The sequence below is a fragment of the Streptomyces sp. NPDC053755 genome (assembly GCF_040677675.1).
Taxonomy (GTDB): Bacteria; Actinomycetota; Actinomycetes; order Streptomycetales; family Streptomycetaceae; genus Streptomyces.
This window is the reverse complement of the sequence record NZ_JBFASK010000003.1, coordinates 232,963-256,762: the sequence shown is the minus strand read 5'-3', so window position 1 is coordinate 256,762 and position 23,800 is coordinate 232,963. Positions and strand designations below refer to the sequence as shown.

Annotated in this window: 23 protein-coding genes; 10 read left to right on the top strand and 13 right to left on the bottom strand. The window is 72.6% G+C overall.

Translation table 11 applies throughout. The features are described 5' to 3' along the window. The first annotated feature begins 478 nt into the window (after positions 1-478). The gene (locus AB0K65_RS05770; protein ID WP_365714531.1) at positions 479-2,590 is read left to right on the top strand and encodes a DEAD/DEAH box helicase; all 2,112 of its coding nucleotides are present in this window, start codon (positions 479-481) and stop codon (positions 2,588-2,590) included. A gap of 121 nt (positions 2,591-2,711) precedes the next feature. Here the strand turns inward: AB0K65_RS05770 and AB0K65_RS05765 are convergent, their stop codons facing one another. After that, positions 2,712-3,716, bottom strand: coding sequence for an endonuclease/exonuclease/phosphatase family protein (locus tag AB0K65_RS05765; RefSeq protein ID WP_365714457.1), 1,005 nt, complete (start codon positions 3,714-3,716; stop codon positions 2,712-2,714). Positions 3,717-3,796: 80 nt separating this feature from the next. Between AB0K65_RS05765 and AB0K65_RS05760 the strand changes: the two genes are divergently transcribed. Next, positions 3,797-4,654: an alpha/beta hydrolase gene (locus tag AB0K65_RS05760; RefSeq protein ID WP_365714456.1), complete on the top strand. Its 858-nt coding sequence runs from the start codon at positions 3,797-3,799 to the stop codon at positions 4,652-4,654. Positions 4,655-4,687: 33 nt separating this feature from the next. Here the strand turns inward: AB0K65_RS05760 and AB0K65_RS05755 are convergent, their stop codons facing one another. Then, positions 4,688-5,521, bottom strand: coding sequence for an NYN domain-containing protein (locus tag AB0K65_RS05755; RefSeq protein ID WP_365714530.1), 834 nt, complete (start codon positions 5,519-5,521; stop codon positions 4,688-4,690). Between the two features lie 277 nt (positions 5,522-5,798). Between AB0K65_RS05755 and AB0K65_RS05750 the strand changes: the two genes are divergently transcribed. Then, positions 5,799-5,951 carry a hypothetical protein gene (locus AB0K65_RS05750; RefSeq protein WP_086024648.1) on the top strand — a complete coding sequence of 51 codons (153 nt, stop codon included), beginning with the start codon at positions 5,799-5,801 and terminating at the stop codon, positions 5,949-5,951. Positions 5,952-6,055: 104 nt separating this feature from the next. Here AB0K65_RS05750 and AB0K65_RS05745 read toward each other — a convergent pair whose 3' ends face one another. The 4 genes from AB0K65_RS05745 to AB0K65_RS05730 all read right to left on the bottom strand — a co-directional run bounded on the left by AB0K65_RS05745 (position 6,056) and on the right by AB0K65_RS05730 (position 9,894). Next, on the bottom strand, positions 6,056-6,661 hold the full coding sequence (locus tag AB0K65_RS05745) for a MarC family protein (RefSeq protein WP_365714455.1): 606 nt from the start codon (positions 6,659-6,661) through the stop codon (positions 6,056-6,058). Positions 6,662-7,317: 656 nt separating this feature from the next. Further along, positions 7,318-8,178: a PHP domain-containing protein gene (locus AB0K65_RS05740; protein WP_365714454.1), complete on the bottom strand. Its 861-nt coding sequence runs from the start codon at positions 8,176-8,178 to the stop codon at positions 7,318-7,320. Between the two features lie 186 nt (positions 8,179-8,364). Further along, positions 8,365-9,003 (bottom strand): DUF6758 family protein, encoded by a 639-nt coding sequence (locus AB0K65_RS05735; protein ID WP_365714453.1) that lies wholly within the window; start codon positions 9,001-9,003, stop codon positions 8,365-8,367. Positions 9,004-9,309: 306 nt separating this feature from the next. Then, on the bottom strand, positions 9,310-9,894 hold the full coding sequence (locus AB0K65_RS05730; protein ID WP_365714452.1) for a suppressor of fused domain protein: 585 nt from the start codon (positions 9,892-9,894) through the stop codon (positions 9,310-9,312). A gap of 425 nt (positions 9,895-10,319) precedes the next feature. Here AB0K65_RS05730 and AB0K65_RS05725 point away from each other — a divergent pair, with 425 nt between their 5' ends. Continuing rightward, the gene (locus tag AB0K65_RS05725; protein WP_365714451.1) at positions 10,320-11,447 is read left to right on the top strand and encodes a magnesium and cobalt transport protein CorA; all 1,128 of its coding nucleotides are present in this window, start codon (positions 10,320-10,322) and stop codon (positions 11,445-11,447) included. A 61-nt stretch (positions 11,448-11,508) separates the two neighbouring features. After that, entirely contained in the window at positions 11,509-12,021 is a 513-nt protein-coding gene (locus tag AB0K65_RS05720; RefSeq protein WP_365714450.1) for a hypothetical protein, read from the top strand. Between the two features lie 33 nt (positions 12,022-12,054). On the opposite strand, the gene AB0K65_RS05715 is transcribed toward AB0K65_RS05720, so the two are convergent. Beyond that, positions 12,055-12,837, bottom strand: a complete 783-nt coding sequence (locus tag AB0K65_RS05715) for a hypothetical protein (protein ID WP_365714449.1) — start codon at positions 12,835-12,837, stop codon at positions 12,055-12,057. A 188-nt stretch (positions 12,838-13,025) separates the two neighbouring features. Here AB0K65_RS05715 and AB0K65_RS05710 point away from each other — a divergent pair, with 188 nt between their 5' ends. Genes AB0K65_RS05710 through AB0K65_RS05700 form a run of 3 tightly spaced genes read left to right on the top strand, consistent with a single transcriptional unit; the run spans position 13,026 to position 16,067 of the window. Continuing rightward, positions 13,026-14,297, top strand: coding sequence for a CBS domain-containing protein (locus AB0K65_RS05710; protein ID WP_365714448.1), 1,272 nt, complete (start codon positions 13,026-13,028; stop codon positions 14,295-14,297). After that, positions 14,287-14,889 carry a DUF1003 domain-containing protein gene (locus AB0K65_RS05705; protein WP_365714447.1) on the top strand — a complete coding sequence of 201 codons (603 nt, stop codon included), beginning with the start codon at positions 14,287-14,289 and terminating at the stop codon, positions 14,887-14,889. Before AB0K65_RS05710 ends, AB0K65_RS05705 begins: the two co-directional genes overlap by 11 nt. 44 nt (positions 14,890-14,933) lie before the next feature. Beyond that, positions 14,934-16,067, top strand: a complete 1,134-nt coding sequence (locus AB0K65_RS05700) for an Mrp/NBP35 family ATP-binding protein (RefSeq protein ID WP_365714446.1) — start codon at positions 14,934-14,936, stop codon at positions 16,065-16,067. A 159-nt stretch (positions 16,068-16,226) separates the two neighbouring features. On the opposite strand, the gene AB0K65_RS05695 is transcribed toward AB0K65_RS05700, so the two are convergent. The 5 genes from AB0K65_RS05695 to sigE form a co-directional block, all read right to left on the bottom strand. Continuing rightward, positions 16,227-16,856, bottom strand: a complete 630-nt coding sequence (locus tag AB0K65_RS05695; protein WP_365714445.1) for a hypothetical protein — start codon at positions 16,854-16,856, stop codon at positions 16,227-16,229. An 80-nt stretch (positions 16,857-16,936) separates the two neighbouring features. Then, positions 16,937-17,404: a sec-independent translocase gene (locus AB0K65_RS05690; protein WP_365714444.1), complete on the bottom strand. Its 468-nt coding sequence runs from the start codon at positions 17,402-17,404 to the stop codon at positions 16,937-16,939. A 91-nt stretch (positions 17,405-17,495) separates the two neighbouring features. Then, positions 17,496-19,406 (bottom strand): trypsin-like peptidase domain-containing protein, encoded by a 1,911-nt coding sequence (locus AB0K65_RS05685; RefSeq protein ID WP_365714443.1) that lies wholly within the window; start codon positions 19,404-19,406, stop codon positions 17,496-17,498. A 239-nt stretch (positions 19,407-19,645) separates the two neighbouring features. Continuing rightward, on the bottom strand, positions 19,646-20,632 hold the full coding sequence (locus AB0K65_RS05680) for a zf-HC2 domain-containing protein (RefSeq protein WP_365714442.1): 987 nt from the start codon (positions 20,630-20,632) through the stop codon (positions 19,646-19,648). Next, a complete protein-coding gene (gene sigE / locus AB0K65_RS05675) occupies positions 20,629-21,387 on the bottom strand; it encodes an RNA polymerase sigma factor SigE (protein ID WP_365714441.1) in 759 nt (252 codons plus the stop codon). The genes AB0K65_RS05680 and sigE overlap by 4 nt, the downstream gene beginning before the upstream one ends. Positions 21,388-21,528: 141 nt before the next feature. On the opposite strand from sigE, the gene AB0K65_RS05670 reads away from it, so the two are divergent. Further along, on the top strand, positions 21,529-22,194 hold the full coding sequence (locus tag AB0K65_RS05670; RefSeq protein WP_365714440.1) for an O-methyltransferase: 666 nt from the start codon (positions 21,529-21,531) through the stop codon (positions 22,192-22,194). A gap of 263 nt (positions 22,195-22,457) precedes the next feature. Here AB0K65_RS05670 and AB0K65_RS05665 read toward each other — a convergent pair whose 3' ends face one another. After that, complete coding sequence (locus AB0K65_RS05665) at positions 22,458-22,625, bottom strand: DUF3117 domain-containing protein (protein ID WP_006346801.1); 168 nt, start codon at positions 22,623-22,625, stop codon at positions 22,458-22,460. Positions 22,626-22,947: 322 nt separating this feature from the next. Between AB0K65_RS05665 and AB0K65_RS05660 the strand changes: the two genes are divergently transcribed. Continuing rightward, positions 22,948-23,751, top strand: a complete 804-nt coding sequence (locus tag AB0K65_RS05660; RefSeq protein WP_365714439.1) for an enoyl-CoA hydratase-related protein — start codon at positions 22,948-22,950, stop codon at positions 23,749-23,751. Positions 23,752-23,800 lie beyond the last annotated feature (49 nt).

Sequence of the window (23,800 nt, the reverse complement as noted above, 5' to 3'; positions counted from 1 at the left end):
CCTGGTCAGTCACTGTGACCGCGCCCTCATTACGAATTCTCCCAACACACCTGCGCGAATCCGGGGTACAGTGATAAAGCGCCTGCTGAGTATGCGGACATGCTTTCGCACGTTCGGACGTACCCGGTGGGCCATCTCATGAATGAGGATGCCCGGTCGGTGGCCCGACTGGCTCCGACCCGACAGCCCTCCCCGCGCACCGCGGAAGGGTCCCTCAAGCGGTATGACGCTCGAGCGACGGCAGTGGTCCCGTGCCACCCGGCTGTGATCTTCACGATCCAGGATCCGACTGATCCGGGACGTGTCCGATCCGGCCGGAAGTGAATCGGCACGGTACGACCCCCTTCGTTCGCCTCAGGCCGCGTCTCACAGAAGAGGCAGCACCCTGACTACGACTTTCCGAGAGCTCGGGATCCTTCCCGAGACGGCCGAGGCGCTCGAAGCCGTCGGCATCGTGTCCCCCTTCCCGATCCAGGAGATGACCCTCCCGGTCGCGCTCTCCGGCAGCGACGTCATCGGCCAGGCCAAGACCGGCACCGGCAAGACGCTCGGTTTCGGACTGCCCCTCCTGGAGCGGGTCACCGTCCCCGCGGACGTCGAGGCCGGCCGGGCGCGCCCCGATCAGCTGACCGACGCGCCGCAGGCGCTGGTGGTCGTCCCCACCCGTGAGCTGTGCACCCAGGTGACGAACGACCTGCTGACCGCCGGCAAGGTCCGTAACGTCCGCGTGCTCGCCATCTACGGCGGCCGGGCGTACGAGCCCCAGGTCGAGGCCCTCAAGAAGGGCGTCGACGTGATCGTCGGCACCCCCGGCCGGCTGCTCGACCTGGCCGGCCAGCGCAAGCTCGATCTCTCCCACGTCAGGGCCCTGGTCCTCGACGAGGCGGACGAGATGCTCGACCTGGGCTTCCTGCCCGACGTCGAGAAGATCATCAAGATGCTTCCGGTGAAGCGTCAGACCATGCTGTTCTCGGCGACCATGCCGGGCGCCGTCATCGGCCTGGCCCGTCGCTACATGTCGCAGCCCACGCACATCAACGCCACCTCGCCGGACGACGAGGGCGCGACCGTGCGCAACACCACGCAGCGCGTCTACCGCGCGCACTCCATGGACAAGCCGGAGATGGTCTCCCGCATCCTGCAGGCCAACGGCCGCGGGCTCGCGATGATCTTCTGCCGCACCAAGCGCACGGCGGCCGACATCGCCGACCAGCTCGCCCAGCGCGGCTTCGCCTCGGGCGCGGTCCACGGCGACCTCGGCCAGGGCGCCCGCGAGCAGGCCCTGCGCGCGTTCCGCAACGGCAAGGTCGACGTGCTCGTCTGCACCGACGTCGCCGCGCGGGGCATCGACGTCGACGGCGTCACGCACGTGATCAACTACCAGTCGCCCGAGGACGAGAAGACCTACCTCCACCGCATCGGCCGTACCGGCCGAGCCGGGGCCAAGGGCATCGCCGTCACCCTCGTCGACTGGGACGACATCCCGCGCTGGCAGCTGATCAACAAGACGCTCGACCTCGGCTTCCCGGACCCGCCGGAGACGTACTCCACCTCGCCGCACCTCTTCGAGGAGCTGGACATCCCGGCGGGCACCAAGGGTGTGCTGCCGCGTGCCGAGCGGACCCGTGCGGGTCTGGGCGCGGAGGAGCTCGAGGACCTGGGCGAGCCCGGCGGACGCGGCCGGAAGAAGGCGGCCGCGGCCGCCCCGGCCGAGGAACGCCCGGCCCGTACGCGCACCCCGCGCCAGCGTCGCCGTACGCGGGGCGGTGCGACGGTCGACGAGACCGCCGCCACCACCGCCACCACCGCTCCGTCCGCCGCCCCGGTGGCGGAGGACGAGTCGGCGGAGCCGCGCACCCCGCGTCGTCGTCGCCGCACCCGCACGGGCGGCGTCGCGACGGCCGTGGCCCCCGCCGCCGCTGCGGTCGCTGAGGCCCCCGCGGCCCCCGCCAGGACCCCCGCGGCTCGCGTGGCCGAGAAGGCGCCGGTCGCCCAGGCGGCTCCCGTGGCCGTGGACACGGTCGAGGAGGCCCCCAAGGCTCCGCGCCGCCGCCGCGCCCGGATCGCCCGGCCCGAGGCCGAGACGGTGACCTTCCAGACTCCGGAGACCGCGGCGGCCGCCGCCGCGGCCGCTGCCGCCACCACCGTGGCGCCGGCACCGGTCGAGGTCGTCGAGGAGGCCCCCAAGGCTCCGCGCCGTCGCACCGCCAGGAAGGCCGCCGAGGCCGCCCCGGTGACCGCCGAGGTCGCCGAGACGGTCGAGACTGCCGAGACGGTGGAGGAAGCCCCCAAGGCCCCCCGCCGCCGTACGACCAGGAAGGCCGCCGCGGCGGCTGAGGCCCCCGTGGCCGCCGAGACGGTCGAGACGGTCGAGGAGGCCCCCAAGGCTCCCCGGCGCCGTGCGGCCAAGAAGACCGTGACCGCCGAGGCCCCGGACGCGTCGGAGCCGAAGACGGCCCCGCGCCGCCGCACCACCAAGAAGACGGCCGCCGCCCCGGCGGAGGCCGTCGAGGCGACGACCGAGGCCCCCAAGGCCCCGCGTCGGCGGACGACGACGAAGAAGGCCGCGGCCGCCCAGCCCGAGAGCTGACGCCCGCGACGCACCACGACACGGCGGCCCGGCCCCCTCTGAGGGGGCCGGGCCGCCGTGTCGTTCCATGAGACGGCCCTCCCCTACGGGGAGGGGAGGACCGCCGTCCCCTGCGGGGAGGTCAGCCGATCAGGACGGGCACCGTCCCGACGACGATCCGGTGGTCGGAGCACTGGGTCGGGTCGGCCGGCGGGTCCATCGGGTCGGGCACCGTGCAGCCGGTCGCGATGGCCAGGGAGTCGGCGCTGTAGGCACCGGCGACGCGGCTCTCCCGCACGAAGACGTGGTCGATCTTCGCCTTCCCCCCGCACGGCGGCGCCGTCCCGGGCACGGCGTCGGCGGTCCACTCGCCGTACCCCGGGCAGTTCGCCGGGTCCGCGTCGTCCAGCTCACGGTGGGCGCCGGTGTTGTCCGCGTTGTTGTCGGTGGAGACCGAGGGCGCGTAGTACGCGTTCAGCCGGCCGTAGCTCGGCTGGGCGTTGAAGTCGCCCGCGATCAGATAGGTCTCACCCGCCGCGTCGAAGCCGTCCAGGACCGACCGGACCTCGTCGAGCTGGCGGACGTTGTCGGCCCGGGTCTCCCCCGCGCCCACGACGTTGCTGGTGGTGATGTGCACGGTGCAGAACTTCATCAGCGCCTGGGCCGCGAGCGGCGCGCACAGCATCTTGCGCGGCTCGGGCGTCGGCTTCGCCGCCGTCGGGGTGTCCGCCGGCAGCGGGTACTGCCGTGAGGAGCCGAGCGCCTCCTTGCTGAACAGGGCGTTGCCGAACCCGGACTGCCCGTCGCAGAGCCCGGCACGCGGGGCGAGCGTCTCGGCGAAGCGGGAGAAGTTGCCCGTGTCCTCGGGCCAGCCGGCCGCGACCAGTCCTTGCTGGATCGCCTTGTACTGGCCGAAACAGATCTCGTTGAACGACACGAGGTCCGCGTCGCGGTTGCTGATGGACGACACGGCCTTGGTGACCATGCCCCCGGCGGTCTGCCCGTCCCACATCACGTTGCCCGAGACGTTCCAGTGCCAGACCGTGTAGGTCGCGGTGGTGCTCGCCGCCGAGGCCGGCGCGGCCCCCGTCAGCAGCAGACCGAAGAGTGACAGGACGACCGTGAGCCGTCGCAGTCGGCGCTTCACATTTCCCTCCCCTGTTCGAAAGCGATCATCGTAGAGGGCGGTCCCGTCGGCCGGCTCCCAGCTGCGGATACAGTCCTGTCATGAGCAAGCCCCGGTCCCTGGCGCTGCCGCCCCGCACCCGCGCCTACCGGCTGCTGACGGGGCGCGGCAGCTTCGCCGTCCTGGACGCCTCGCCCGGCGGCGAGAGGCGGGGCACGGTGCTGCTGCTGCCCGGCTACACCGGCAGCAAGGAGGACTTCCTGGCGCTGCTGGGGCCGCTGAGCGACGCGGGCTACCGTGCCGTGGCCGTGGACGGCCGGGGGCAGCACGAGACTCCGGGACCGCGCCACCGGTCCGCGTACAGCAGGCAGGCGCTGGCCCTCGACGCCGTCGCCCAGGCGGTGGCGCTCGGGGACGGACCGGTGCATCTGCTGGGGCACTCGTTCGGCGGCCTGGTGGCCCGGGCTGCGGCGTGGCAGGCGCCGGAGGCGTTCCGGTCGCTCACGCTGCTCTCCTCGGGGCCCGGCCGGGTCGCCCGCCCCCAGCGCGTGCGGGTGCGGATGCTGCGGGGCGCGCTGGCCCTGCTGCCCAAGGAACGGGTGTGGCTGGCGACGCGCTGGCTGGACAGCCGGGGCGAGGCACCGGGCGTCGTCGACCCGCCGGAGGTCGTGCTGTTCCTGCGGCGCCGCTGGATGCGTACACGGATCATCCAACTCTCCGCCACCGGGAGGCTCTTGCGCCGCGACCGGGACGGGACGGACCAGCTGTCCCGGCTGACGGTCCCGCTGCACATCGCGTACGGCGACGGCGAGATGGTCTGGACGGTGGCCGAACTCGCGGCCGCCGCGCGCAGGACCGGCGCCCACCACACGGTGGTGGTGGGCGCGGGCCACTCCCCGAACGTGTCGCACCCCCGGGAACTGGCCGACCGGCTGACCGCGTTCTGGGAGCGCTGCTGAGGCCGTTCCTGGCGAGCGGCCCGGGCCGCGCCGTCAGAACTGGTTCTGGAGGTGCTGCCAGAACCCGTCGCGCAGCGCCCTGCGCAGGGCGGCGTGGCCGCGCAGGGACCGGCTGAGGAGCTTCTCCGCCTCGATGAGCAGGTCCTGGTCGACCGGCCCGGGCAGATAGGGGTGGCCGGGCAGCAGCTCGGCCATCGCGTCACGCCCGCGCTCGCCGAGCCAGGTGGCGGCGATCTGGGCGCCGATGAATCGGGCCTCGTCGCGCGAGGGCGGGGGCTCGCCCTCGTTCTCGTACGTCGTGACCGGGCGGCGGGTCACGTAGGGGCGGCAGAAGTCGAGGTCGAAGGTGCGCTGGCTGTCGACCTCCCACAGCAGCGGCTCGGCCTGGTTGCGCCCCTCGGCGGCCTCGATCCCCCAGAGGTGGACGCGGGCGCCGTAGCCCTGGGCGGCCTCGACGGCCGAGACGAGGTCCTCGTCGCCGCCGACGAGGGCGGCGTCGCTGATGGCGCGATGCCGGGCGAGGGACTCGAGGTCGGAGCGGATGAGGGAGTCGACGCCCTTCTGCTGGTTGTTCGCGTTGAGGTTGCCGAGGCGGACCTTGACGTCCGGCAGCTCGGCGATCGACTGCTGCTCGGGGGTGTGGCTGCGGCGCCGGGCGCCGTCGTACCAGTACACGCGCAGGAGCCGGCTGTCCGCGAAGATCGAGCGGGCCTTGTCGATGAAGGCCTCGATGAGCCCCTCGGCGTCGAGGTCGAAGGAGCGCCGGTCCTCGGTGCCCACGACCAGCAACCCGGCCGCAGCATAGACGTAACCCGCGTCGACGAAGATGGCGTGGGTAGAAGGAGTCTTCGCCACTTCCGCCAGCATCCGCTGAAGGAGCTCGTTGGTGCGCTCCAGGCGGGCGCCGAGGTCCCGGAGCTGGTCGAGGGGCGGTACGGGTGGCGTCTGGGGGTTCTCTGCGTCGTTCATACGGGGCTCATTCTCCGCCCGCCACGGGGCTCCCGCCAAGGTCACGTGACACCATTAGTTAGGCATCCAAAAATTTTCCTTAGCGTAGGGAATGTTTGCAGGATGCATGCCGTTGTAGCCGTACGTAACCCAGTTCTCCACATGGAGGATCAACTCAGACGAAGGGAGAAGCCCCATGCGCTTCGAAATCCTGCGACTCGACGACATCGACGGCACGCCCGTCGACCGGACCGTCGTGGACGCCGCCTCCGTCAACCGGATCGTGCAGCAGGCCGCCTCGATCGGCCAGCGCATCTGGATCCGCCCGGCCGAGACCTCGGCCTCATAACGCCGTCAGGCACCCCTTTCACGCACCGCGCCCCCGCATGGACTCCGTCGACCGGAATCCGTACGGGGGCGCAGTGACGTTCGCGGCGACCTCGGGAGCGCGGCTCAGGAGCCCTGGATGACCTGGGTCACGCCGTTGATGATCTGCTGCACGGCGATGGCCGACAGCATCATGCCGGCGAGCCGGGTGACCAGCACGACGCCGCCGTCCTTGATGACGCGGATGATCAGCAGCGAGTTGCGCATGGTCAGCCAGAGCACGACGTGCATGGCGACGATCGCGGCCCAGACGGAGATCTGCGCGCTGACGCCGTCGGCGTGCTGGACCGCGAGGATCACGGACACGATCGCACCGGGCCCGGCGAGCAGCGGCATGCCGAGGGGGACGAGCGCGACGTTGACGTCCTTGGTCTGCTTGGGTTCGTCGGTCTTGCCGGTGAGCAGGTCGAGCGCGATGAGCAGGAGCAGGAGACCGCCCGCGATCATCAGCGCGGGGACGGAGACGTGCAGGTAGTCGAGGATCTGCTGCCCGAGGATGCCGAAGACGGTGATGACGCCGAAGGCGACGGCGACGGCCTGCCAGGCCATGCGGCGCTGCACCTTGACCGGGCGGCCGGAGGTGAGGGCGAGGAAGATCGGGGTGATCCCGGGGGGATCCATGATCACAAAAAGGGTCAGGAAGAGCGAGCCGAAGACGGCGACGTCGAACACGGTGAGCCTTGCGCGAGTTGGGGTGTACGAGGAGGGGTGCGCCCCTGAGGGACGCCGGGGTGGGGGGCGTGGCGGCGCGGGCCGGGGGGCGGCCGGTGGCCGGCGCGTACCGACGGTGCGGAACCGATCCCGCCGACGGCGTCCGGCCGGCCGGCCCCCGCACGGAAGACGCCGGGTCCGCACCGACCGGCGACCGGGCACGGGTCCTCCGACGCCGGACCTGGACCCGAGTGCACCTGGTCCCGGACGCACCGGTCAGGGCTTCGGGCCGTGCGGACCCGGGCCGGGAGGGGCCGGGCGGGCGGTCCCGGGACGGCGAGGCCCCGGGACGGTCGGCGCCCGGCCCGGTCACGGCTTCGGACCCGTGAGGACCGGGAACCGCGAGGACCGGACCCCTCACGGATCGGACCGTCAGGACCGCGACACGCGAGGAACCGGGCCGATCACGGATCGGACCGTCAGGACCGCAATCCGCGAGGACCCGGACCCGCACGGAATCGGACCGTCAGGACCCGTCCGAGAGCCGCTCGGGCCGGCGGGCCCGTGCCGGGACCGAAGCGCCGAAGCCGAGAACCGGGGCCCGCGCCGCCGCCGAAGCACCGGAGCCGGGCCGGGACCGGAGTCCCGCCGGGGGCGAGCCGGAGCCGCGCCTCGAGTCAGGCGTGTCCACCCGCGCCCGGGACCGGGAAGGCCCCTGTGGCGCGGCGGGTGATCTCGCCGTAGATCTCGGGGTCGGTGGTGTACTCGCCGAGGCGGCACGTCTTGCGGCTGCCGTGGTAGTCGCTGGAGCCGGTGGCCAGCAGCCCCAGCTCCTTGGCGAGCCCTCGCAGCCGGGCGCGGGTCGCCTCGTCGTGGTCCATGTGGTCGATCTCGATGCCGTCGAGACCGGCTTCTGCGAGCCGGGCTATCGCGGCCTCCGGCACGACCTCGCCGCGCTTGACGGCGAGCGGGTGCGCGAGGACGGTGACGCCGCCGGCCGCCTTGACCAGGCGGATCGCGTCGAAGGGGTCCAGTTCGTGCTTCTCCACGTGCGCCCGTCCGCCGTTCGCGAGCCACTGCGGCGTGAAGGCGCCGGAGACGTCGGGCACGACCCCGAGCTCGACGAGCGCCTCCGCGACGTGCGGGCGGCCCACGGAGCCGTCTCCCGCGATCCGGGCCACCTGGTCCCAGGTGACGGGGACGCCCAGCTCCCGGAGCCTGCCGACCATGGCCTGCGCGCGCGGCACCCGGTCGTCCCGGACGAGCTCGCGCTCGGCGGCGAGCGCGGGCTCTTCGGCGTCGAAGAGGTACGCCAGCATGTGCAGACCGACACCGTCGAGCCGGCAGGACAGCTCGGCACCTGTCACGAGGGTGAGCCCCTCGGGCAGCGCGGCGATCGCCTCGGCGTGGCCGCGCGTGGTGTCGTGGTCGGTGAGGGCGACGACGTCGAGCCCTGCGGCGGCCGCGTGCCGGACCAGGTCGGCCGGGGAGTCCGTGCCGTCCGACGCCGTGGAGTGGGTGTGCAGGTCGATACGCACGACGCGGTACTCCGGAGGCTCGGGGCGGACGAGGGGGACGCTCCAGCATAACGGGCGAATCGAACACGCCGGCCCCACCCGTCCCTCGCACAGCGGCGGTCGGCGAACACGCCGACCGGAAGCGGCGTCACACGACGGGCGTCTCCGCCCGCCGTACCGCCCAGGCGCGGCCGGCGGCCCGGGCGGTCACTTCAGCAGACGCGGCGTCAGCGCGCCGCACGGCAGCAGCTCCACTTCCGCCCCCGCGTCGCGCAGATCCGTCAGCACCAGCTCGTCGTACATCAGCAGTCCCGACTGCTCGGGCCAGACGATGGCCCACAGCCAGAGTCCGCGCGCCTCCCCCGCGAAGACCGCGCGGTCCTGCGGGGAGCCGTTGACGTGCCACAGGGGGGTCGGCCGGCCGGCGGCCAGCACCTTGGTGTGGGCCGGTTTGTCGATGGCCATGCCGGGGCCGGGGTCGGGTCCGTCGATGCCGGCGTACCGCGCGCCGAGACCGACGCCCAGCTCCTCGGCGATCAGCAGCAGCTCCCCCAGTCCGCCGAGCGGTCCGGGCCCGGAACAGGCGACGGCCGTCGCGCGGCCGCCGCTGCGGTCGTCACCCGCGTACGCGACCCCGGTGAAGAGCCAGCCCACCGGCAGGGGCCACGGCATCCACACCGGGACCTGCGCCCGGTGCACGACGACACCGAGGGCTTCGACGCTGGGCGGAATCACGGGTTGCAGCGGGTGCACCGAGCCGTGCGTGTCGCACTGCCAGGAGTCGGCAAAAAGTCCGGGCGCCCTGACCCGGCCACCGCACTTCGGGCAACTGGGTTCGCCCCTCATAGGGCTCAACGGTCCTACCCCACCGCGTCCACGTCAAGGACGATCACCCGTCTGGAGTGGCGGGATTCCGAGAGTGACGACCGGACGACGACCCCGAACGGGCGGCGGATCCCCCGCATCCGCCGCACAGGGCTCCCCCGAAACGCCGGCCGGACACCCCGGTGGACCGCTCACCCATGCGAGTGGCACACCCACGACCGGAGCCGCCCGCACCAGCGCCGAAACACCGGAGCCGCCCCCACCGACTCCGCCCGCACCGATCCCGCCGCACCGATCCCGCCGGTCCGGCCCCGGCCGTCCGGCTCCTCAGTCCAGCCGGACCGACGCGCGCAGCGGATCGCGCAGGTCCGTGCCGTGCGTCAGCCAGCGCTCCTCCAGGGCCTTCGCCCCGTGGACCCGCTTCCACGCCGCCTCGTTGGAGGTCATCGGCAGCAGCGGCAGGAAACGGACCGGGTCCATCGGCTCGTCCAGCTCCAGGTCCTCCACCAGACCGCCCGACTCCGCGACGAGCACCGAGCTGAACGGCGCCCCCGGCCACAGGGGTTCACCGACGTCGAGCGAGGCGCCGGCGGCCACGATCACCCCCTCGACCTGCGGGGCCGAGGCCAGCACCGCGAGCGGGCGCAGCACCTTGTCGGTATCGGCGAGCCCGCCCCGTACCGAGAGGACCAGTTCCGCGCGCGGGCCCTTCACCGGGTCCGCGAGCGCGGCCGTCGGGTCGGCCATCGGCTGCGCCGACATGCCGAGCGTCGCGTACCGGACGACCTCCCCGTCGACGAAGCGGAGCACCTCGATCCGGTCCGTGCCGAGGAACGTCACGGCGGCGCGTGCGTCCGGTTCACCGAGCGCCGTTCGCAAACGGGCCTCGACCAGAGCAAGAACTTGTCCCATGCGGCGAGCATAAAGCGCGTACGGAATGGGCAGGGGACGGGATTGACCCTCTGTCGGCTGATAGTCTTGGCCGCTGGTCGGGACTCCCGACTACACGTCACACGTCATCCCCCACGGGGGACCGGCCGGAGGAGGTGGGGCTGCGGTGGATCGAAGTCGATCGGGCAGTACCAACCGCTCTTCCGCCCCGCACCCGAGCCCGGTGCGTTTCTCCCGTTTCCGGTGATCCAAGGCCCTTTCCGCGGCCCGGTCCCCCGGCATCGCGCACGACGGAAGAGCACTTCGCCTTTGCCTGTCTGTAGCGAACGCCGTCACCGCGATCCCGCGGTGCCGCCCGCTTTGCGGACGTAGGACGTCAGGTCCACGCCCCCATTCCGGGCTGTGCCACGCCTCGCCGGCGGCTCTGACGTGAAGGAGCATGCCAGATGTCGATGATCCGTGACCTGCGTGCCGCGGTCCGCCCGTCCCTGCGGCCCTCCCTGCGCAAGCCCAGCACCCCCTACGCGGCCTACGACTCGACCCGCGACCCGTCCGCCTCCAGCGCCGTGGTGGACTGCGCCGTCTACCGCGACGGCCGCCGCGTGGACGACCTCGACTGCCTCACCCCGCGCGGCGCGATGCGCCAGGTGCGGGAGAGCGGGGGCTTCGCGTGGATCGGTCTGCACGAGCCGACCGAGGGCGAATTCGCCGGTATCGCCGCGGAGTTCGGGCTCCACCCGCTCGCCGTCGAGGACGCCGTCCACGCCCACCAGCGGCCCAAGCTGGAGCGGTACGACGACACCCTCTTCACGGTCTTCAAGACCATCCACTACGTGGAGCACGCCGCTCTCACCGCCACCAGCGAGGTCGTCGAGACCGGCGAGGTGATGTGCTTCACCGGACCGGACTTCGTCATCACCGTCCGGCACGGCGGACAGGGCTCGCTGCGCAACCTCCGGCACCGCCTCCAGGGCGAGCCCGAGCTGCTGTGCAAGGGACCCTCGGCCGTCCTGCACGCCATCGCCGACCACGTCGTCGACGGCTACATCGCGGTCGCGGACGCCGTCGAGCTCGACATCGACCAGATCGAGATCGACGTCTTCTCCCCTCCCGCCAAGGGCTCCACGCGCGGCGCCGACACCGGCCGGATCTACCAGCTCAAGCGCGAGGTGCTGGAGTTCAAGCGGGCCGTGACCCCGCTCCAGCGCCCGATGCAGCTGCTGAGCGAGCGCCCGATGCGGCTGGTCGACCCGGACATCCAGAAGTACTTCCGCGACGTCGCCGACCACCTCGCGCGCGTCCAGGAGCAGGTCGTCGCCTTCGACGAGCTGCTCAACTCCATCCTCCAGGCCAATCTGGCGCAGGCGACCGTCGCCCAGAACGAGGACATGCGCAAGATCACCTCCTGGGCGGCGATCGTGGCCGTCCCGACGGCGGTGTGCGGGGTCTACGGCATGAACTTCGACCACATGCCGGAGCTGCACTGGCGTTACGGCTACCCCATGGTGCTCCTCGGCATCACGGCGATCTGTTTCACCATCCACCGCACCCTCAAGCGCAACGGCTGGCTCTGAGCCGCGTGCGCTGCCGCCCGGGCCGGCCGCGGCACGGCGGGCTCTCGATAGGCTGCCCGTCATGACACGTACGCCGCTCGGTCCCGCGCTCGTCGAGGAGGCCACCAAGAAGTCCGGCCTCATCTGGGTCCGGGGCGACGCCCCGGCCGGGGCGCGGGCGCTGTGGCACGTATGGCATGAGGGCGCGGCGCACGTCGTGGGCGACGGCCCCGGTGAGCAGCCGCTCCCCGGCCTGGTGGCCGGATCCACCGCCGAGGTGACCGTCCGCTCCAAGGACAAGGGCGGCCGGATCGTCGCCTGGACGGCGTCGGTGAGCGAGCTGGCTCCCGGTACGCGGGAGTGGGACGCGGCGGTCGCCGAGCTGAAGGGCAAGCGGCTGAACGCCGCCGACGGCGAGGCGATGCCCGAGCGGTGGGCGCGCGAGTGCCGGGTCCTGCGGCTGACCCCGCTGGCCTCCACGACGGACCTGCCGGACGGCTCCCTCGCGGCGGTGCCGCTGCCCACGGAGGCGACGACCCGCCGCCCCGTCCCGGCCGCCCTCCCTCGCCTGCTCCTCAAGCGCCGCAAGCGCTGACCGCGCGGCGGCGCCCCGCCGCGGGGCGGGCCGTCAGGTCCGCGGCAGCTGCTTGCCGTAGTCCAGGGTCTGGCCGGCCGCGGGCTCCTCCAGCGGGAAGTCCTTGTCCCACTCGGAGAGGACCACCACGCCCGCCCCGCCGCCCCGGGCGAACTGGAGCGGGAAGGGTGTCCCGTCCAGCGACACGTCGAGCGTTCCGCCCTCGCCGTCCTCGCCGCCCTTGACCTTGACCGTCCGCAGGCCGCCGATCTTGTCGCGGTCCCCCTTGACCACGTCCCCGTGCAGGCCGATGAGACCGTCGAGGAGCAGGTCCATGTCGGTGAAGCCGCGCAGCTGCTTGTACGAGGGGTCGTCCTGCGGCACCTTCACGTACATGTCGTCGAGCTTGTCGGCCGCGTCGCTGTCCGCGTCACTGTCGGCGTCGCCGTCCGAGCCGCTCGGCGTCCCCGACGGCTTGTCCTCGTGCTCCCAGAAGCCCGCGTCGGCCTTCAGATAGAGCGCCTCGCCGACCCGCAGCAGTTCGAAGGTGCTGTTCTTCGTCGTCACGGAGCCGCTCGCGCCGTCCTGCTTGAGCCGCATGTTCAGCTTGTACGTGCCGCCCTTGCTGACCAGCGTCCCGGCCAGCCGCACCGACTTCGCCGTGTCCGCCGCCGACTGGGCCTTCTCCTCGATGGCGGAGGCCGACAGCTTCCCGACCCCGTTCGTCCCCTCGTCCGGGTCCGCGGCGCAGCCGGCGAGCACCGCCGTCAGCCCGGCGCCGAACGCCACGGGCAGGACGGCCCTGCGAATACGCGATGTCGGAGGGAGAGCGGCCACCTGCGCTGCCTCTCGTGTCGGGGCGGGAGGGGAATGGAGCAGTCCGCAGCGTACCCGGGACGGCGACCGAGGCCGCAGGCAGCCGTACGGGGGGCTCTGCCGGGGCGCGCCCGAAGGGCACGGGCTAGCCTGAATCAGGCAAAGCTCAGCAAGGATGCGAATCGTGCGGCACCGAGGAGGCGCGTGGCATGGCGGCAGGCGCCCCCCGGATCTTCGTCTCCCACCTCGCCGGCGTGCCCGTGTTCGATCCCAACGGCGACCAGGTGGGCCGGGTCAGGGACCTCGTGGCGATGCTGCGGGTGGGCCGCCGCCCGCCCCGGCTGCTCGGCATGGTCGTCGAGGTGCTCAGCCGCCGCCGGGTCTTCGTGCCGATGACCCGGATCACGGGCGTCGAGTCGGGCCAGGTCATCACCACGGGCGTGGTGAACATGCGGCGGTTCGAGCAGCGCCCCACCGAGCGGCTCGTCCTGGGCGAACTGCTCGACCGGCGCGTGCGTCTGGTCGAGAGCGACGAGGAGGTCACCGTGCTCGACGTGGCCATCCAGCAGCTGCCGGCCCGCCGCGACTGGGAGATCGACAAGGTCTTCGTGCGGCGCGGCAAGGGCGGGGCGTTGCGCCGCAAGGGAGAGACCCTGACCGTGGAGTGGTCCGCGGTCACCGGCTTCTCGCTGGAGGAGGAGGGGCAGGGCGCCGAGAACCTGGTGGCCACCTTCGAACGGCTGCGCCCGGCCGACCTGGCCAACGTGCTGCACCACCTCTCCCCCAAGCGGCGCGCCGAGGTGGCGGCGGCGCTCGACGACGACCGGCTGGCCGACGTCCTGGAGGAGCTGCCGGAGGACGACCAGATCGAGATCCTCGGCAAGCTGAAGGAGGAGCGCGCCGCGGACGTCCTGGAGGCGATGGACCCGGACGACGCGGCCGACCTGCTCTCCGAGCTGCCCGAGGAGGACAAGGAGCGGCTGCTGACCCTGATGCGGCCGGACGACGCCGCGGACGTGCGCCGGCTGCTCGCGTACGAGGACCGGACGGCGGGCGGTCTGATGACGACCGAGCCGATCGTCCTGCGGCCCGACGCCACGGTCGCGGACGCCCTGGCCCGCGTGCGGCAGCAGGACCTCTCCCCGGCGCTGGCGGCGCAGGTGTACGTCTGCCGGCCGCCGGACGAGACGCCGACGGGGAAGTACCTGGGCATGGTGCACTTCCAGCGGCTGCTGCGGGACCCGCCGTTCACGCTGGTCAGCTCACTGGTGGACAGTGACCTTCCGCCGCTCTCGCCGGGGACCGCGCTGCCCGCGGTGACCAGTTATCTCGCCGCGTACAACATGGTCGCCGCGCCGGTGGTGGACGAGGGCGGGTCGCTGCTCGGCGCGGTCACCGTCGACGACGTCCTCGACCACCTGCTGCCGGAGGACTGGCGGGAGACGGAGTTCCACGACGAGGGGCAGGGGCATGGCGGCTGAGCGGACCCAGGACCGGGAACGGGAGCGCGAGCGGGAGCGCGACCGTGAGCGGTCCATGCCCCGCATCCGGCTCGACCTGCCCCGCGAGCGGCGGTCCCGGCTGCTGCCGGAGTACGACCCCGAGGCGTTCGGGCGGCTCTCGGAGCGGATCGCCCGCTTCCTGGGGACGGGGCGCTTCCTGGTCTGGATGACGCTGACCATCGTCGTGTGGGTGCTGTGGAACATCTTCGCCCCGGCCTCGCTGAAGTTCGACGAGTACCCGTTCATCTTCCTGACGCTCGCCCTGTCGCTCCAGGCCTCGTACGCCGCGCCGCTGATCCTGCTCGCCCAGAACCGGCAGGACGACCGCGACCGGGTCAACCTCGAGCAGGACCGCAAGCAGAACGAGCGGTCGATCGCCGACACGGAGTACCTGACCCGGGAGATCGCGGCGCTGCGGATGGGCCTGGGAGAGGTCGCCACCCGTGACTGGATCCGGTCGGAGCTCCAGGACCTGATCAAGGAGATGGAGGAGCGCCGGGACGGCCATCGGGAGCACCGGGATCTATTCCCTCCCGTGGGTGATCCCAGAAGTGACGTACCCGACCGCTGACGGGTCTTTCCGGGCCGGGTGGTCGGCGCCGTACCATCGTCCGTATGGCTACGGAAGACGCGGTGCGCGAAGCGCTGGCGACGGTGAACGACCCCGAGATCAACAAACCGATCACCGAACTCGGCATGGTCAAGTCGGTGGAGATCGGATCCGACGGCAGGGTCGCCGTCACGGTCTACCTCACCGTCTCCGGCTGCCCGATGCGCGACACGATCACCCAGCGCGTCACCGACGCCGTCTCGCGGGTGGAGGGTGTCACGGGCGTCGACGTCACGCTGGACGTGATGGGCGACGAGCAGCGCAAGGAGCTGGCCGCGGCCCTGCGCGGGACGACGGCCGAGCGTGAGGTGCCCTTCGCCAAGCCCGGATCGCTGACCCGCGTGTACGCGGTGGCGTCCGGCAAGGGCGGAGTCGGAAAGTCCTCCGTGACCGTGAACCTGGCCGCGGCGATGGCCGCGGACGGTCTGAAGGTCGGCGTCGTCGACGCCGACATCTACGGCCACTCGGTGCCCCGCATGCTGGGCGCGGACGGTCGCCCGACCCAGGTCGAGAACATGATCATGCCGCCGTCCGCGAACGGCGTGAAGGTCATCTCCATCGGCATGTTCACCCCGGGCAACGCCCCGGTCGTGTGGCGTGGCCCGATGCTCCACCGGGCGCTGCAGCAGTTCCTCGCCGACGTCTACTGGGGTGACCTGGACGTCCTCCTCCTCGACCTGCCGCCGGGCACGGGCGACATCGCCATCTCGGTGGCCCAGCTGGTCCCGAACGCGGAGATCCTGGTGGTCACGACCCCGCAGCAGGCCGCGGCCGAGGTGGCCGAGCGGGCCGGCTCGATCGCCGTGCAGACCCACCAGAAGATCGTCGGCGTCGTCGAGAACATGGCGGGCCTGCCCTGCCCGCACTGCGACGAGATGGTGGACGTCTTCGGCACGGGCGGCGGCCAGCGGGTCGCCGACGGTCTGACGAAGACGACCGGCGCGACCGTGCCGGTCCTCGGCTCGATCCCGATCGACGTCCGCCTGCGCGAGGGCGGCGACGAGGGCAAGCCGGTCGTCCTGACGGACCCGGAGTCCCCGGCCGGCTCGGCCCTGCGGGCGATCGCGGGCAAGCTGGGCGGCCGCGCGAGGGGCCTGTCGGGCATGAGCCTGGGCATCACCCCGCGCAACAAGTTCTGAGGACCCGCCCCGGAACACCACGAGGAAGGGCGCCGCTCACCATGAGCGGCGCCCTTCCTCGTACGCTCGCACGGGCGTCCGCGCGCGGACCTGGCCCGGACGGGCGGACGGGCGCTCCCGCGCCCGCTGTGCCGTTTCCCGCCGTGTCTCTTCCCGCCGTCAGCGGTACGCGCCGAGGTCCGCCACCGCGGCGAAACCGAGGCCGTACGCGCTCATGCCCCGCCCGTACGCCCCGATGTGCACCCCGGCCCGGGTCTCGCCCGCCAGGACCCATCCGAACTCCGACTCGCGGTAGTGGAAGGGCATGGGGACCCCGTCCACGGGCAGCGACAGCGACGACCACTCCGGGCCTTCCAGGTCGTCCGCCAGCTCGAAGGCGGTCTCGGTCTGCTGGTCGAGCCAGTCGTCGCGGAGCGTGTGGTCCATCTGGGCGGGCCAGGTGTACGCGAGAAGCCCGGAGCCGGCCAGCCAGGCCGCGGAGGAGACCGTGGTGGCGTCCAGCACTCCCGTACCGTCACCCGTGCGGCGCACGGGGCTCGCGGCGACCGTGACGACGACCGCGAAGCGCTCCTTCTCGGTCCCGCTCGCGTCGGACTTTATGGACGGCTCGTCGCCGTGGCCCATCGACCCGTGCTGGACGGTCCCGTCCGCCGCCGTGCCGACCTGCATCAGCCACCGCTCGCCGGTGAACGCGTCGTCAAGGCCGTACCAGGCGAAGTGCGCGCGCTGATAGCCCTCGGCCGTGCGCCGGGCCGCGGGCTTCCCCTCCACCCGACTCGTGGTCTCCATCTCGGCCGCCTCCTCGATCCGTCGTGTCCGCGTCGGCGGACAACAGATGGAGGATAGCGACCGGGTTGCACCAGGTTGTGTCAGGTCGCGTCGGAGTCGTACGGAGGTCGCTCGGTCGAGTCCGGCTTGTCCTGCTTCTTGGTCAGCGCGTCGGCGGAGCCGTTGACCGCGGCGGGGACGGCTCCGGCCGGGACGGAGGAGGCGGACGCCGTCGCCTGTTCACGGCCGTGGACCGCGTCGGCGACGTCGTTCATGTCCTTCTTGAGGTCGAAGCTGCCGCGCAGCTCCTTCAGCTCCTTGAAGTCCTCGCTGTCCTCCAGCTGCTTGCGGAGGAAGGTCTTCGGGTTGAGGTCCTCGAACTCGAAGTCCTTGAACTCCGGCCCCAGCTCCGTGCGGATGTCCTGCTTCGCGCTCTCGGAGAAGTCGCGGACCTTGCGGATGAAGCGCGAGACGTCCTGGATGACCTTCGGCAGCTTTTCCGGTCCGAAGATGAGCACGGCGAGAACCACGAGCGTCACGAGCTCGAGTATGCCTAGGTCGTTGAACACCTTGCTGCTCCTTACACGGGGTCCGGGGCCCGCTCCACGGTACCCGCCGAAACTGCCGGGCGGGTACCGTGCGGCGTCCGCCACATGGCGCTCAGGTGCCCTGCGAGGAACCGAGCGTCAACGTCTTGGTCTGTTCCTCGCCGCCGCGCAGAACGGTCAGCTCCAGCCGGTCGCCCGGGCGGTGGGCGCGGATCTTCACGATCAGCTCCTCGCCGTTGTGGACCCGCTGGCCGTCGACCTTGGTGATGACGTCACCGGGACGGATGCCCGCCTTGGCGGCCGGGCCGCCGGGGGTGACCGACGGAGAGCCGTCCTTGCCCTTCTCGCCGACGCGGGCGCCGTCACCGCTGAACTGCATGTCGAGGCTGACACCGATGACGGGGTGGGTGGCCTTGCCGGTGTTGATGAGCTCCTCGGCGACGCGCTTGCCCTGGTTGATCGGGATGGCGAAGCCCAGGCCGATGGACCCGGACTGGCCGCCGCCCTCGCCGCCCGTGCCGTCGCCGGCGGCGCGGATGGCGCTGTTGATGCCGATCACGCGGGCCTTAGAGTCGACCAGCGGGCCACCGGAGTTGCCGGGGTTTATCGGGGCGTCGGTCTGCAGGGCGTCGACGTAGCTGACGTCACTGCCGTCGCCCTTCTCGCCGCCCGCCGTGATGGGCCGTTCCTTGGCGCTGATGATGCCGGAGGTGACGGTGTTCTGGAGGTCGAAGGGGGCTCCGATGGCGACGACCGGGTCGCCGACGCGGACGTTGTCGGAGTTGCCGAGCGGCAGCGGCTTGAGCCCCGAGACGCCGGTGACCTGGACGACGGCGAGGTCGTAGCCGCTGTCCTTGCCGACGAGCTTGGCGCGGGCGGTCTCGCCGCTGCTGAAGGTGACCGAGATGTCGCCGGCGGAGGTCGCCGAGTCGACGACGTGGTTGTTGGTGAGGATGTGGCCCTTGGTGTCCAGGACGAACCCGGTGCCGGTGCCCGACGAGCCCGCGCCGCTGACGTGCAGGGTGACCACGCTGGGCAGGGCGCTGGCGGCGATGCCGGCGACGCTGTCCGGGGCGCGGCCGGAGTCCTCGGCGCCGGCCTGGGGCAGCTCGACGGTGGTGATGCCGCCGTTGCGCTCGACGTACGCGCCGACCGCGCCGCCCAGAACACCGGTCGTCAGGGCCAGCACGAGCGCGCCGACGAGACCCAGCGTCCGCCGGGACCGGCGCTTGCCGGCCGTCGCCACGGCCGTGGCCGAGCCCGGCGAGGACCAGGGGTCGTACTGCACCCACTGCCCCGCGGGCCGGGGGGCCATGGGCTGCGGCGCCGGTACGGAGGCGCCGGCGGGAGGCGGGGCCGGAACGGGGGCCTGGGCCTGGGGATGAGAGTGGGCCTGGGGGTGGGGCTGGGCCTGCGGGGGCGTCGGAGCGTGGGCCTGGGCCGGAGCGTGGGCCTGGGCCGGGGCCGGGCGCTGTACGGGGGGGGCGGGCGCCCAGGGGCCCGGTCCGCCGTAGGGCGGGGTGCGGTACTCGTCCGGCTCGTGCAGCGGCTGCGCCGAGGGCTCCGGATGCGGCGGGCTCTGCCGCGGTACGTGCGCGTCGGCGGCCGGCGCCACGGCGTCCGACGGAGCCTCGGCCGAGGCGGTCGCCGTCTCCATCGGCGGCTCCGGCTTGGCGAGGAGGTCCACCGGGCGGGCGTCCCGCGGCTCGGCCGCCGCCGGGACCTCTGCGGCCGCCGGCGGCACGTCCGGCTTCCCGAAGAGGTCCACCGGCCGGCCGTCCGAGGCCGTGGCCGAGTCGCCCGGTGTGGCCGGAACGCCCCCGGGCGCCGTCGCCCCGACGTCCGGCGCGGTCCCCTCGTCGTCCGGCGCTCCGGCGGGCCGGTCGGGGTTCGTGGGCGCGGCGAGGGTGAAGTCCCCCTCGTCCGCGACCGGTGGCGCCGGTGCCGCCGTCGGCGCGTCCGGCGTGCTCGTTGGCCGGCTCCACCACTTCGGCTTCTGGCCGGTGGGCTTCCCGTCGTCCATGCTCTCCCCGCAACAGCTGACCTGTCCGCGCCCCCTGCGTCGGGCGCCCCTGCCTGGATTCAACCAGGTCCGGGCCTCAGGACAGGGCCGTAGTCCCCGGTGGATCGGCGCTCGGCGTCGGATGCGGTGCCTCGCAAGGCGGAGGGCCGCCCTCATAGGGGGCGTATTCGGGCGATCCGACAAGGCGGCGAGGTGCCGTAGCGGTCGCCGTGTGCCCGCCGGGAAGGGCGGGACAGCCCTCAGCGGTGTGCGATGAGCGGCGCCGGGGACGGGCCGGGGCCCGTCGGGGAGGTCGCGGGCGGGGTGACCGTCGGGCCTGCGGCCGGGAGCGGTCCCGGCGCGAAGGCCAGCTGGAGGGCGGGCCCCGTGGGGCGTATGAACGGCGAGAGCGCCAGCAGCGACTGGGTGTGCGGCGCCTGGAGCCGCACGGCCACCACGGGCACCGGGACCCCGTCGGTCGCCGCCTCGCCGGGCACCAGCGGCCCGGGCACGACCGTGCCGGGCGCCGAGGTCACGCCTCCCGGGGTGGTCGCCGTATAGGGGGCGGACCTCTCCCCGGAGCGGGCCCCGCGCCCGGGAGCGGTGCCGGCGTTCGTACCGGCGCCCGTGCCCGAACCCATGCCGCCGGTGCCCGTGGCGGCGGCCCGCAGCGGGGTCACGGTGTTCCCCGTGCCCTCCCCGCGCGCACCGGCGTTCACCGACGCCTCCAGCGGCAGGGCGCCGCCGAGGGCGATGGCGGCGAAGGAGACCGCGCTGGCCGCGGCGATGCCGAAGCGCCGCCCCCGCCACGGGGAACGGTCGTGGTCGTGCCGGGGGCCGACCTCGTGGATGCGGAAGCCGGAGTGCGGGGAGACGGCCGCCGCGGTGGCGAAGCCGTCGGACGCCATCCCGGCGACCCCGCCGCCGGGGCCTGTTCCGCGCAGGTCGAAGAGGTCGTCGAAGGGTCCCCCCCGACGGTCGTCACCCCCCGGATCACCCGGCCCGCCGGGCAGCCCCTGGAGGCGGGCGAGAAGCCCGGCGGAGGGGGGCGGGGGGGCCGCGGAGGCGAAGACGCTCTTCAGCCTGCGCTGGGCGTCTGCCTCCGCCTTGCATTTGGCGCAGGTCGCGAGGTGCGCGAGGACCCGTTCGCGCGCGTCGTGGCCCAGTTCGCCGTCGACAAGGGCGGCGAGCCGGTCTCCGAGGTGCTGCTCCGCGGGGGTCGGGCCGACAGGACGAGTACCGCTCACGCCGTCCCGCCCTCCCAGCCGACGGCGGCCAGCGCGCGCTCCGCCCGGGCCTCGGGCGAGCGGTGCTTCAGCGCCTTGCGGAGGTGCGAGCGGCCGCGGTGGATGCGGCTGCGCACGGTGCCGAGCTTCACGCCGAGCGTGGCGGCGATCTCCTCGTACGAGAGCCCTTCGATGTCGCAGAGGACGACCGCGGCCCGGAACTCGGGCGCGAGGGTGTCGAGGGCCTGCTGCACGTCGGCGTCGAAGTGGGTGTCGTTGAACACCTGCTGCGGCGAGGGCTCCCGGCTGGGGAGCCGCTCGGCGGCGTCGTCGGCGAGCGCGTCGAAACGGATCCGCTGCTTGCGGCGGACCATGTCGAGGAAGAGGTTGGTGGTGATGCGGTGCAGCCAGCCCTCGAAGGTGCCCGGCGTGTACGTCGACAGCGAGCGGAAGACGCGGACGAAGACCTCCTGCGTGAGGTCCTCGGCGTCGTGCTGGTTGCCGGTCAGCCGGTAGGCGAGGCGATAGACCCGGCCACTGTGCGTGCTGACGATCTCCTCCCATGTGGGCGGAGTCCACGCCTGCGATTCCGCATCCGATGCGAAGGTCGCGGTGGTGGGTGCGGAGTCGGCGGTGTGGAAACGGTCAGCGGTGTCGGTCACGGATTTCGGCTCACCCGCCGACCTGAGAAGACGCCGAAGCACTCCTCCCCGATCCACAGGCGCAGCCGCACCTCCCCTGTCGGCTCTGGTGGTGTCCAGTGGAGCCCCTACCATAGCCACCTCGCCCGTTAGCTCCGGATAAGAATCTTTACGCGAATTTGGGGACGGCTCGCCGGCCGCTCCCTCCGCGTCCTCACCCTTGGGGAACGCCCGGTCCCATCTGCGGGTTCCCGAACGCAGCGGATACAGTCACCGTTGCGCCAACTACGGGGACAGGAGAGGGCCATTACCGCCAACCGGCAGACGAACTGGGCGTTCGCCGACGCCTTTGTCGCCGAGGACGAAGCGCTGCGCTGGGCCCGTGAGCGGGCCCGGGAGACAGGGCTGCCCTCGGTGTCACCGGGGACCGGCGCCGCTCTGCGCCTGCTGGCGGCCGCGGCGGACGCCAAGGCGGTGGCGGAGATCGGCACGGGCACGGGCGTGTCCGGGATCTATCTGCTGCACGGGATGCGGCCGGACGGGGTACTGACCACGGTCGACCTGGATCCGGAGCGCCAGCAGTCCGCGAAGACGGCGTTCCGCGCGGCCGGCTTCGCCGGGAACCGGGCGCGGTTCATCCCCGGGCGAGCCCTGGACGTCCTGCCGCGTCTCGCGGACGGCGGATACGACCTCGTGTTCTGCGACGGCGACCGGCTGGAGTGCATGGACTACCTCGCTGAATCGTTGCGCCTGCTCCGACCGGGGGGTTTGGTCTGCTTCGAGGGCGTCTTCGCCGACGGCCGTACGGTCGACTCGGCGGCTCAGCCGGCGGAGGTCCTGCGGGTACGGGAGCTGCTGCGGGCGGTCCGGGAGAGCCAGGAGCTGCTGCCGACCCTGCTGCCGGTCGGGGACGGCCTGCTGTGCGCGGTGCGCCGGGGCTGAGCCCTGCCCGGTCCGCCCAGCGCACGAGAGGGCTCCGTCCCGGACGCCGGGGCGGGTTGGGCGGATCCCCAGCGCGGGACGCCTACGGCCGGATCCGCAGCACGGGGTGCTTCTCCCCCCGGGGCGGACGAGGCGCCGGTCACCGGCTGTCGTGTCAGTCGCACCCGGGGCGATCGCCCGCGGAGGCGTGCGGTGAGACGCCTCTGCCCCGGCGCGGTGGGCACCGGGCCGGGGCAGAGGCGGGAAATCCTGGCGTTGTCGCGTCAGCCGACTACCTGCTTCAGGGCGTCGCCGAGGGCTTCGGCCTCGTCCGGGGTCAGCTCGACGACAAGCCGACCGCCGCCTTCGAGCGGAACCCGCATGACGATGCCCCGCCCCTCCTTGGTCACCTCGAGCGGGCCGTCGCCCGTCCGCGGCTTCATGGCCGCCATGCTCGTTCCCCTTCCTGAAACCAGCTCATCTCAGCCGACGGCTCCTGTTGGGGAGCATGCGTCACCGGCATCGAACACATTGCTTCCAGGTCATTATCCCGCATCACAGGACCCGATGACCAACATCGGGATGCATCGCTTGTGCAACGCGCTCTCTCAAAACCACCTATTTCGGCGATCGGCCTGCGATACTTCGCCGCCGCTTCGCCACATGTCTTTGACGCAGGTCACATGTGCGGGGTGGGTGATCTCCGCCATGCTGGGGGTCCCCCCGCCGACGCCGGGGGGAGGGTCAAGGACGCGAAGACGCGAAGGGAAGCCGATGGCCGACACCGTGCTGTACGAAGTGAGCGACGGACTCGCCACGATCACGCTCAACCGGCCCGAGGCCATGAACGCGATGAACGTCGAGGCGAAGGTCGCGCTGCGGGACGCGGTGGAGACCGCCGCGGCGGACGCGGCCGTACGGGCGGTGCTGCTGACGGCGGCGGGCGACCGGGCCTTCTGCGTGGGCCAGGACCTGAAGGAGCACATCGGTCTGCTGATGACGGACAAGGAGTCCGGCACGCGGGCGACCATGAACACGGTCCGCGACCACTACAACCCGATCGTGCGGGCGCTGACCGGCATGCGGAAGCCGGTGGTGGCGGGCGTGAACGGCGTCGCGGCCGGGGCGGGCTTCGGTTTCGCGCTGGCGGCCGACTACCGGGTGGTCGCGGAGACGGCGGCGTTCAACACCTCGTTCGCGGGCGTCGCGTTGACGGCCGACTCCGGGGTGTCCTGGACGCTGCCCCGGCTGATCGGCGCGAGCCGGGCGTCCGACCTGCTGCTCTTCCCCCGCTCCATCGGCGCGCGGGAGGCCTACGAGCTGGGCATCGTGAACAGACTGGTCCCGGCGGAGTCCCTGGCCGAGGAGGCCGCCGCGGTGGCCCGGAAGCTGGCGGAGGGGCCGACGGTGGCGTACGCGGCGCTCAAGGAGTCCCTGGCGTACGGCGCGGACCACTCGCTGGCCGAGGCCCTGGAGAAGGAGGACGAACTCCAGACGAGGGCGGGCGCGTCGGAGGACCACACGATCGCGGTCCAGGCGTTCGTCGCGAAGGAACGTCCGAAGTACCTGGGCCGCTAGATGTATTGATCACGAGCCTGCCGTACCGGCCCTTCCCCCGCCCGTGAGG